The organism is Synechocystis sp. CACIAM 05 (assembly GCF_010222815.1).
GTDB lineage: Bacteria > Cyanobacteriota > Cyanobacteriia > Cyanobacteriales > Microcystaceae > Synechocystis.
In genome coordinates this window covers 265,822-275,461 of sequence record NZ_CP019225.1, presented here as the reverse complement: position 1 = coordinate 275,461, position 9,640 = coordinate 265,822, and the positions used below count along the sequence as shown (strand labels likewise).

The window sequence follows — 9,640 nt, the reverse complement described above, 5'->3', positions numbered from 1 at the left end:
TAATTGTTTTTCTAGTTTCTCTATCTCCAATTTAACTTGATTAATTGTTGTTTGATCAAGGGAATGATTCAAATAATTTTTGAATAAAATAATTCTGGAAACTGTCTTCCCTATAATCACTTCATTTTCGGTGATATTTGAGTCTTCAATATTTCTTAAAACTTCAACTATATTAATAAAATAATCAATTTCTATTTCTTTTAATTTTGCTAGTGCCTGTAAATCGCTGTGAAGACTTTCACGATCTTCCTGTTTATTTTGAGAAAAATCATTAACGTTCGTACTTACAAAGAGTATTTTAGGAATTTTGTATTCTTCAGCCCAGTCTAGAATATTAAAAAACATTAAAGCGTCCGCCATGCTCATGTTATTCTTATGAAATGGTGCCTTTTTTTCTAATGCATGAGTGGCAGCAAATATTTTATTTTTATCTGAAATGTCAAGCTGAATTGAATTTTCATGATCAATTATTTTTTCTATTCCATTGGAGTAATTTGAGCTTAATTGTGTGGCTAAAGCTTCAGGATCAATGTCAGAAATAATCTTAATAATGTCTTGATTTTTTTGTTTGTCATCATTTATGAGATCGACTATGGAAAGTATAAATAGTAAATTTTCTTTCGCATCATTTTTTGCATTATTAATTTTTTTATACAGTCGATTGTAGATTTTTGATTTATTTCTTTTCCATTCCTCCTTTAATATTTTCGGCACTAATAATTTTATTTTTTTACGGTCAATAAGCCTATCTATCTTTGGAATAAGTGACCATTGATTCATTCCCAAGCTTATTAGTATGTTGGTGTCTAAAAAAACGTAATTCAAAGTAAGCTCCGTTTTGCTTATGGACAAGAATATCATAACTAGCCAAAACTATTTTAGCTTAATGTGCGCTCCCTATTTTTTGTGAGCATTGATAGTCTATTAGAATTAATAAAATAACAAAAAGACACTATCGTTGCATCAATAAATGTCCCTGTAATGGTCTAAATATAGTGCCCCCTGGCTCTCTCTGTTAAGATGGTCTGTTGAACTAATGACAATCATTTTTTAGTGACGAATAATTCTCCATCAAACAAACCCAGCGGTGAAGATGTACGGCAAATTTTTGCCCGCATTGCGCCCCAGTATGATGACCTCAACACATTTTTGAGTTTTGGCCAGCACCATATTTGGAAGGCCATGGCGGTGAAGTGGAGCGGCGTATTACCTGGCGATCGCCTCTTGGACGTGTGTTGTGGCAGCGGGGATTTAGCTTTCCAGGGGGCAAAAGTGGTGGGCACTAGGGGAAAAGTTGTTGGGCTAGATTTTTGTGCGGAATTATTGGCGATCGCCGCTGGTAAACATAAAAGTAAATATCCTCATTTGCCGATGGAATGGCTGCAGGGAGACGCCCTCGCCCTGCCCTTCCCTGACAATGAATTTGACGGAGCTACCATGGGTTACGGCCTCCGCAATGTGGGTAATATTCCCCAAGCGCTGACGGAGTTGCAACGGGTGCTCAAACCGAGTAGGAAGGTGGCCATCCTGGATTTTCACCGACCAAGTAATGCTCTGGTGGCCAACTTTCAGCGTTGGTACCTAGCCAATGTGGTGGTGCCCATGGCCAAACAATGGCGGTTAACTGAAGAGTACGCCTATCTGCAACCCAGTTTGGACCGCTTTCCCACCGGCTCTCAACAAGTACAACTTGCCCTAAAAGCCGGGTTTGCCAAAGCTATCCACTATCCCATCGCCGCTGGTTTGATGGGGGTTTTAGTGGCGGAAAAATAGGTACAGAATTAGTTTGATTTCCCAAAAGTTGGTGAACCGATCGAACAATGCCTGTAAAATTTGATGTCGATCAATTGCTGGCGATCGCCTAATCGCGCTATTGGTAGGAGTAGCGGAGGTGTCATTATGTTCAAAACCATTTTATTTCCCCTAGACCGGAGCCGAGAAGCAAGGGATGCGGCCCAGATGGTGGCGGATTTAGTCAAAATCCACCAAAGCCAGTTAATTTTGCTGTCAGTGGTGGAAAAAAATCCCCCCGGCCAAGACCACGAAGCCCATGGCATGGATTCCCCAGAAGCGGTGGCTAAATTACTGGAGGCGGCCCAGGCGGTTTTTTCCCAACAGGGCATTGCCACCAAAACCATTGAACGGGAAGGCATGGCTTCTTTCACCATCTGTGACGTGGCCGATGAGGTGAATGCTGACTTAATCGTGATGGGCTGTCGGGGTTTGGGTCTCACTACCGAAGGAGTGGCGGAAAGTGTTACTGCTAGGGTAATTAATCTTTCCCCCTGCCCAGTGCTGGTGGTGCCCTAGGGTCAGGGCAAAATTCCCATGGCGGAAATCAGTGACCCTGGGAACAGGGATTGGCTCCATCAAGCTTGGCGAGAAGACCATGGCCAACCCCTATCCCTGGCCAGCCCGGACATCATCTCTGGCTTAAAGGTCATTGCCCCTGCCTGTACCGACTCCACCAACCAAATACTCTGGGATTTACGACATCAGGGTTATCACCCGCCCCTAGCGGCGATCGCCAGGGAACAAACTGCTGGCCGGGGGCAATGGGGTCGGAGTTGGCAGTCCTCAGCGGGGGGATTGTACCTATCCCTTTGGCTAGAGACTAACTTACCGACGGAAAATAGTTCCCATTTCGTTTTATGGAGTGCGTGGGGGATTGCCCATGCTTTAGTTCAGCACAGCATTCCAGTGCAGCTTAAATGGCCCAATGACCTGTTATTGAAGGGGAAAAAATTAGCTGGCATTAAAACTGAAAGCAAAATCAATGGGGACATAATCACCGCTGCCATCATTGGGGTGGGCATTAACTGGACTAACCCCGTACCGGCCACTGGCATTGCCCTGGAGTCGTTTTGTAAGGCGGAATCGATCCGGAGTATCAACAGTCTGACGGATTTAGCTGAAATTACCCTGGCGGGGCTCACCCTTGGTTGGCATCGTTACCAAAGAGAAGGCATTGCAGGCATTTTGGTAGATTATCTCCAATTATTTGCCCATCGAGGCCGGGAAATCACCCTACCCCAGGGAGTTGGCATAATTGAATCCGTCACCGCCCAGGGAGAATTGGTGGTGCTGATTGGTCAACGACGGGAAATAATCCTCCCCGGCACCTTCAGTGTGGGCTACGATCACGCCGGATAACGGCTAAAATACTGACAAGTCAACGCCTATGCCCCCACCATGAACCGACGCAACACCGAATTGGCCAATCCCATTCCCCAGGCCGCCTTGCGGGCCTCCGTAGACTTAACCACCTGGGGCAATATCGGCTTTTGGGTACAGATTGTTTTGGGAGCTTTTTCCGTCGTCACGTTTTTGTTTGCTGGTTTTAGTTTGAGTGGCCCCAATCGCACTACGGGTATTGAGGCGGGTATCCTTTCAGCCTTTATTTCCATTGTCCTGTTGGGATTTGGCATTTTCTTTTCCACTCGCTACCGTCGCTTAGGGCGTAACCTCAAGGACTCGGAGGCTACTAAGCATCCCCGCCGGGCAGATATTCTCAAACTGATTCGCATTGGCTTAATCATCAACTTAGTGGGCATGGGTACCGCCATCATTGGGGGAGCGGCCATGAGTGGCATTGTGTTGGGGAAAGCCCTCAGTGTACCACCGGGAACCTTTGCCTCCGCCGCTGACCCCAACCGCTTTGTTCAGTCTACGGATCTGCTCGCTATTCAGGCCAACATCAACACCATCATTGCCCACTTCACTGGTTTGTTGTCGTCCCTGTGGTTGCTAGACCGTCTGAACAAGTAATTTTTAAACGCACTGTGTTGTTGCCATCCTCGTCCAGGGGTACTTCAATCACTTCTTGGGTGAGACCTTCAATGGCCGTCAACAGGGAACGCAGGTTGGGAGTACTGGCCCCGGTGTCCACATAGAGGCGATCGGACAGAGTAGCTAAACGCTTCCAGGTGGTGAACAGTTTTCCCACGGATTGTTCCAGTTGGGTGGCCTGTTTGAGCAAATCCGCCGCAGTGTTGAGGCAATCCAACCGTAGGGCTTCCTGTAAAGCCAGTTCCATATCCAGCGGAAAAGCTTTCAGGGTTTGCACCTTGGCCGCCGCATCCAAATATTTAGACAAATTACGGGCGGAAGTGGTGAGATATTTAACCGTGTCCACATCGGGGGAGGCGATCGCCTCTTCCTGGAGGGCTTGCAAATGGGTTTCTGGTACTTTTTCTAGTTCCTTCACCAGGGGGGCTAAGTGTCGGGGGGAGACGGTGCCATCGGTGGCTTTTTCCTTGAGCACATCGGGCAAGAGTTCCGAGCTCATGGCAGTCCACTCATCGGCCAACTGCTTCACTTCCCGTCGGGTAATGCGATCGCCGTTATGGGCCGCATCACTGACCAACTTTTGCACCTCCGGATCAGCCTTAGCGGTTTCCACAAAGGCCCGTTTGCTGAAATTGTTGATGGAATTGGGGTCTAATTGTCCTTCAGTGATTAAAGTATCGGCACTATTGGCCAGTTGAATGAGGGCATAGGCCTGGGCTTTGGAAATTTCCCGTTGCTTGAGCCAATTTAAAAAGCCAGTGCCCCGACCTTCACCACCAATTTTTTCCCGGTCCCGCACCGCCCGGAGAATGCGACCCCGCCAGATTTCCGTTTGCAGATCAAAGCGCTCACACAGTTGCCAAAAATCCTCCAACTGTTGCTGAAACTCGTGCTCTTGGATCTCTTCGTCCGCAGGATCGGGCAGTGCAAAGTTAATGTCAGCGGGAATTTCCAGCGCGGCGGTAATGGCTTCAGGGGAAGGCGCAAGCTCAACCATAGGGCTAATCTTTAATCTGGTTAATGTTTGGGGACAGCAGAGCAACTGCTTAGGGAAAGCAATGATTGCCAAAGCCTTACCAAGCTATCACAAGGGGGAGATCTTCCTGGTCGGTCGTCCCAAAATAGGGCTAAGACAGTCCTATCAGGGGTTAATTTTGCGGACTCTCCAGGGGAGGCAATTCTGATTCCGTCGACAAAGGAGACTCAACCCTAGGGGCAGGGGGAGCGACGGGGGTAAGGGGAACCGGGGAAGGTTGGTTAAAACTGCGCCATTCCTCCAAAAAGCTTTGGGCACTGCTATAGGCGGCGCTTTCAGCCGGAATTTGCTGGAGGGCACGGATAGCCTGCTGGTAGTTACCAGACTGGGCTTGTTCCTGGGCTAGGGATAAAATTTGATAGCTCCAATTGTTGACCAACTGCAACCTTTGACCACCAACATCGCTACTACGGGGGACTTGGCGAATCAGTTGCACCGCCTGGCCAAGGGAATCCACGGTGCGGGAAGATGCCAATTCCTGGGCCCTCCTCAGGTTGTTTTGGGCGTTAATTTCTGCTTGCCAACGGCTAATTTGCAGACGGGCTTCCCCGGACAGGGCCCGGTTTCCTTCTATTTGACGGGCGGTACTAATGGCCGCTTCATAATTTTGGGCATTGGCTAAGGCGATCGCCTGGTCGAGGATAGGTTGGTCAATGCGGCGCTGGATGGTGCCCTGCCATTGGTTAATGCTTTGGCGAGCTTCGGAATATAGGGCTCGGCCCCTGCCGATCCGTTCCGCTTGCTGAATAGCCTGTTCCAGATTGCCTCCATTAGCCAATTCCCTTGCCTGCCGCAAAATCGGCCGGTCTTCATCAATTTGGATACGCTCTGTCCAGTTGGCAATGTCCCGGGCCGCTTCTTGATGACGGGGGTTATCCGGGGTAATCAATTTGGCTTGGGCGATCGCCTGGTTGAGGGCGCTGACGGTACCAATTTCGGCAGTATTGCGGGCCTGGGCCAACTGTTGCAGGGCAGTTTCTTCTCGACGCCAATCCTTCACCAGTTCCTGGGCGAGGGCATAGTAGGGGCGACTACTATCCGTCAACTTTTCTGCGGTGGTAATGGCCAATCCTAAACCTTCCACTGTGCCCATTTGAGCTTCCAAACCAGCTGTGGCGAGAATTTGCCAATCATTTAAATCTTGGGCGGGAAAGTAAGACTCGGGCAAACGACTCAGGGTACTGTTCAAAGTTTGCCAATCTTGACCCTCAATCATGGTTTCAATGGAGCCGGTTAATTTATCCACGGCTTGGGCGATTAATTTCTGCGCTTCTTGGTAGGCGTAGCTATCTTTGGGAATTTTGGCCGCATCTTCGATCGCCTTGAGCCAATTATCCGTACCTCCCCGGCGCAGAATGCGATAGGCATTGTCTAATTTACTACTTTCCTCCTGGGCAATTTGAATATTGCGGATAGCTTGGTCGTATTTGGTGGTAGCCCAAAAGGTGTTATCCAGATTCAACAAACGCACCGCATTGCGAAAGGCACTATTCCAACGGGAATTGCGTAGATCATTTTCCACTTCGCCATAGATGGTTTCCCCTTCCTGCCAAAGGCCCCGCCAAGCGGCAATCCTTTCCTCCACCAAGTCGTAGGCCTGCACATGGTCGGGAATTTTCTCCGCTGCGGCGATCGCCTCTTCCAGTAGTCCTTTTTGGAAAAAATCCTCGGCCAAATCCAATAAATCCGTGGCCCAGGCTTCAATATTACGGTTCACCTCCACCGCCAGGGGATGATCCTTGGGCAAGGCTGCCAAAAGATTAATGGCCCGCAACAGCCCATCAACGGTTTTTTCTTCCGCCGATAACTGGGCACAGTAAAGCCGCATGGACGCCGAAGCCACCGGCCAAAACACCCGGTTACATTGGGGACTTTTGGGCAAAACCAACAACCAATTGGTGGAAGCCAGACCGATTCCCCCCGACATCAAAATCAGAAAAATCGCCCAAAACTGAAGGGGCAACCGTTGCAGTGGCAGACCAGACTGGAAATAGCGGGCAAAAGGGAGGTTAAAGGTCTTATTCATCTGCAATTACAGGGGAAAAACTAGTCAGCTACGGCCACCTAGGCGATCGCCAGCTAGGGTCAAACAAAACCGAGTTACTAATTGGCACCACATTTTTTCTGGCCAATCTTAACATTACTTGACCTGAGAGGATTTTAACCCAGAGATGGCGCTAGGCTGGGGTCAGACTGCTTTGCCCCGGCCATTTTCTGAGGAGGCAACCCGGTCAAAGTTAACCGTACTCCTAAAGTTAGCAATGGGGCACAGCGCCATGGTTTTCTGCAAAAAAGCTTTTCTCACCATTGGTGCTGTTAATTTTGCTGAAGTGGTGGCTTTTTATCAATCTCTTCTGGAACAAGAACCCCAGCCCTACTCCCCCGGACGTTATGGTGAATTTCAGTTGCCAGGGATGGTATTGGCAATTTTTTCCCCCCACCCAGACCATGCCCAGGAATTTTCCTGTTCTGACCGTAGTGGCTTTAGCCTTTGTTTAGAAGTGGCTGATTTACCCACGGCGATCGCCAGCATTGGTAAGTTCCATCTCCCTATCGCTGAAAACAACATTACCTATGCCAGCCACGGGCGAGAAATCTATCTTTATGATCCAGCGGGAAATCGTCTCATTCTCCACGAAAATTGTTAGGGCTTGTTTAGAAAATGGCTTGAAGTTGAGCCCAACCAGGCGATCGCCAATTTGAAAAAAGGCATCGGGCAAAACTGAGGTTACACTGTGGAAGACCGCCCATCTTTCCTTCCCTAACCCAGGCCAATGGTGCTATCTACCGTCAACCTTACCCTGATTGAAGAACTGGCCGCCCAAGCCCTGGCCCTGGAAGATTTGACTCCTGAGCAGGGTTTGCTACTCTTGCAATGTGATGATCCCGGAGGTTGGGAGGTGATCCGGCAATACGGCGATCGCCTACGGCGGAAATTGGTAGGGGAAACGGTCACCTATGTGGTCAATCGCAACATTAATTTCACCAATATTTGCGAGCAACATTGTAATTTTTGCGCTTTTCGTCGGGATGACGGACAAACGGGAGCCTACTGGTTAACCGACTTGGAAATCGTTCACAAAACTAAGGACGCAGTGGCCCAAGGAGCAACGGAAATTTGTCTCCAGGGAGGGCTAAATCCCCAGGCGAAAATTAACGGTTCCAGCTTGGCTTATTACGTCAACTTAGTGGAAATCATTAAGGGAAAATTTCCCAAACTCCATCTCCACGGTTTTTCTCCCCAGGAAATTCAATTTATCGCTCGTCAGGACGGTTTGACCTACGGTGAGGTGTTAATTGCTCTCAAATCTGCAGGATTAAATTCTCTCCCTGGCACGGCAGCAGAAGTTTTGGTGGACCGGGTAAGGCGTATTATTTGCCCGGAAAAAATTGATAGTCAAACTTGGTTGGAGATCATTGGTTTGGCCCATAGCCAAGGTTTACCCACCACCAGTACCCTCATGGCAGGGCACGTTGAAACCCCAGAGGAGATTATTACCCACCTCGATCGCCTACGCCAAAGGCAACAAACAAGTCTAGCCCAAGGTTACACCGCCAGTATCACCGAATTTATCCTCCTGCCCTTTGTGGGGGAAAAAGCGCCTCCAAGCTTGAGGAAAAGGGTCGGTCGGGACCAACCGGATTTAAATCAAGCCCTGCAAATTATGGCGATCGCCCGTTTATATTTGGGAAAATGGATTGTCAATCACCAACCAAGCTGGGTCAAACTGGGGCTGACGGGAGCCACCACCGCTTTGGAATGGGGCTGTAATGATTTGGGCGGAACCCTGATGGAAGAACACATCACCACCATGGCCGGGGCTAAAGGGGGAACCTGTCTGACCGCCACCCAACTGCAGAATGCCATCATCTCCACTGGTCGCCCCTATCAACAACGCACTACCCTCTATGAACATCTCAACGCGAATTTAAATAAAATTGGACTAAAATAAATCCTGAAGAAGTTTAAGCAGGTAATTACCTAATTTCCACCTTCCTCTTCCCTTTGTTTGAGTTAGCTACAGCGGATCTTTACCTGGATTAGCAAGATTGGCATTAGTAATTTCCATGAATCGATCAAATCCTACTCCTCTCACTGCCCGCTTTGGTGATGCTCTGGTATTGGCCAACCAACTACACGCCGAACAATGCCGCAAAGGTTCCCGGGTGCCCTACGTCAGTCATTTGTTGGGGGTGACAGCCCTGGTATTGGAAATGGGAGGCAGTGAAGATGAGGCGATCGCCGCTTTGCTCCATGATGCAGTGGAAGACCAAGGGGGCATGGAAACCCTGGCCATGATCGAAAATCAATTTGGCCGAACGGTGGCGGCCTTAGTCCGAGACTGTTCAGACAGTACCACAATACCCAAGCCTCCCTGGGAACAACGAAAGCAAGAACATTTGGAAAAAATGCGTCAGGCTTCCCTAACAGTGCTGAAAATTTCCTTGGCAGATACCCTCCACAATGCCCGCACCATCGCCATTGATCTACGTCGCCATGGAGATGAAATCTGGCAGAAGTTTAACCGGGGTAAATCCGGTATTCTCTGGTACTATCAGTCTCTCTGGAGCATTTACCAAGACCGTAATCCCAATGCTTGGTCCAATGAGTTGATTGATATCATCGATGGGTGGCGCTATGGCAAGTTGTGACAATTTTAACAAAAGTATTGTAGATAAAGAATCATGAAAATGGCTAAATGAATAACCCAATCGCAGCAAGCTGCGGGGTATCTAGATAGGAAAAAGGGTCATCTGTTGTACACGAGCCTTCTCCTTTTCATCTCCTTGTTCTTGAATATAGCGCCTGACAAT

Annotated in this window: 10 protein-coding genes; 7 read left to right on the top strand and 3 right to left on the bottom strand. The window is 48.7% G+C overall.

The window, feature by feature from the left end:
• Positions 1 to 861, bottom strand: an 861-nt coding sequence (locus tag BWK47_RS01330; RefSeq protein ID WP_257793036.1) for a PIN domain-containing protein, incomplete at its 3' end; no start/stop codon positions are given.
• A gap of 192 nt (positions 862 to 1,053) precedes the next feature.
• Between BWK47_RS01330 and ubiE the strand changes: the two genes are divergently transcribed.
• The 4 genes from ubiE (at position 1,054) to BWK47_RS01310 (ending at position 3,768) form a co-directional block, all read left to right on the top strand.
• A complete protein-coding gene (ubiE, locus tag BWK47_RS01325; RefSeq protein WP_162327272.1) occupies positions 1,054 to 1,773 on the top strand; it encodes a bifunctional demethylmenaquinone methyltransferase/2-methoxy-6-polyprenyl-1,4-benzoquinol methylase UbiE in 720 nt (239 codons plus the stop codon).
• A gap of 63 nt (positions 1,774 to 1,836) precedes the next feature.
• Entirely contained in the window at positions 1,837 to 2,310 is a 474-nt protein-coding gene (locus BWK47_RS01320; RefSeq protein ID WP_204250446.1) for a universal stress protein, read from the top strand.
• Between the two features lie 18 nt (positions 2,311 to 2,328).
• A complete protein-coding gene (locus tag BWK47_RS01315) occupies positions 2,329 to 3,153 on the top strand; it encodes a biotin--[acetyl-CoA-carboxylase] ligase (protein WP_162327271.1) in 825 nt (274 codons plus the stop codon).
• Between the two features lie 39 nt (positions 3,154 to 3,192).
• The gene (locus tag BWK47_RS01310) at positions 3,193 to 3,768 is read left to right on the top strand and encodes a DUF3611 family protein (protein ID WP_010871460.1); all 576 of its coding nucleotides are present in this window, start codon (positions 3,193 to 3,195) and stop codon (positions 3,766 to 3,768) included.
• Here BWK47_RS01310 and BWK47_RS01305 read toward each other — a convergent pair.
• Both BWK47_RS01305 and BWK47_RS01300 read right to left on the bottom strand, forming a co-directional pair.
• Positions 3,719 to 4,786 carry a hypothetical protein gene (locus BWK47_RS01305; protein ID WP_162327270.1) on the bottom strand — a complete coding sequence of 356 codons (1,068 nt, stop codon included), beginning with the start codon at positions 4,784 to 4,786 and terminating at the stop codon, positions 3,719 to 3,721. The genes BWK47_RS01310 and BWK47_RS01305 overlap by 50 nt on opposite strands.
• 151 nt (positions 4,787 to 4,937) lie before the next feature.
• Positions 4,938 to 6,851 (bottom strand): chromosome segregation ATPase, encoded by a 1,914-nt coding sequence (locus tag BWK47_RS01300; protein WP_162327269.1) that lies wholly within the window; start codon positions 6,849 to 6,851, stop codon positions 4,938 to 4,940.
• A 145-nt stretch (positions 6,852 to 6,996) separates the two neighbouring features.
• Here BWK47_RS01300 and BWK47_RS01295 point away from each other — a divergent pair, with 145 nt between their 5' ends.
• The 3 genes from BWK47_RS01295 to BWK47_RS01285 all read left to right on the top strand — a co-directional run bounded on the left by BWK47_RS01295 (position 6,997) and on the right by BWK47_RS01285 (position 9,478).
• Entirely contained in the window at positions 6,997 to 7,473 is a 477-nt protein-coding gene (locus tag BWK47_RS01295; RefSeq protein WP_010871457.1) for a glyoxalase/bleomycin resistance/dioxygenase family protein, read from the top strand.
• Positions 7,474 to 7,599: 126 nt separating this feature from the next.
• Positions 7,600 to 8,778: a 7,8-didemethyl-8-hydroxy-5-deazariboflavin synthase subunit CofH gene (cofH, locus tag BWK47_RS01290; protein WP_162327268.1), complete on the top strand. Its 1,179-nt coding sequence runs from the start codon at positions 7,600 to 7,602 to the stop codon at positions 8,776 to 8,778.
• A 115-nt stretch (positions 8,779 to 8,893) separates the two neighbouring features.
• The gene (locus BWK47_RS01285) at positions 8,894 to 9,478 is read left to right on the top strand and encodes an HD domain-containing protein (protein ID WP_162327267.1); all 585 of its coding nucleotides are present in this window, start codon (positions 8,894 to 8,896) and stop codon (positions 9,476 to 9,478) included.
• Positions 9,479 to 9,640: the final 162 nt, after the last annotated feature.

Bases quoted from the DNA above. Each gene is read 5' to 3' on its own strand.
- BWK47_RS01310 (WP_010871460.1), top strand. From the start codon at position 3,193: ATGAACCGACGCAACACCGAATTGGCCAATCCCATTCCCCAGGCCGCC.
- BWK47_RS01320 (WP_204250446.1), top strand. From the start codon at position 1,837: ATGTCGATCAATTGCTGGCGATCGCCTAATCGCGCTATTGGTAGGAGT.
- BWK47_RS01300 (WP_162327269.1), bottom strand. From the start codon at position 6,851: ATGAATAAGACCTTTAACCTCCCTTTTGCCCGCTATTTCCAGTCTGGT.
- BWK47_RS01305 (WP_162327270.1), bottom strand. From the start codon at position 4,786: ATGGTTGAGCTTGCGCCTTCCCCTGAAGCCATTACCGCCGCGCTGGAA.
- BWK47_RS01295 (WP_010871457.1), top strand. From the start codon at position 6,997: ATGGCGCTAGGCTGGGGTCAGACTGCTTTGCCCCGGCCATTTTCTGAG.
- BWK47_RS01285 (WP_162327267.1), top strand. From the start codon at position 8,894: ATGAATCGATCAAATCCTACTCCTCTCACTGCCCGCTTTGGTGATGCT.
- BWK47_RS01315 (WP_162327271.1), top strand. From the start codon at position 2,329: ATGGCGGAAATCAGTGACCCTGGGAACAGGGATTGGCTCCATCAAGCT.
- cofH (WP_162327268.1), top strand. From the start codon at position 7,600: ATGGTGCTATCTACCGTCAACCTTACCCTGATTGAAGAACTGGCCGCC.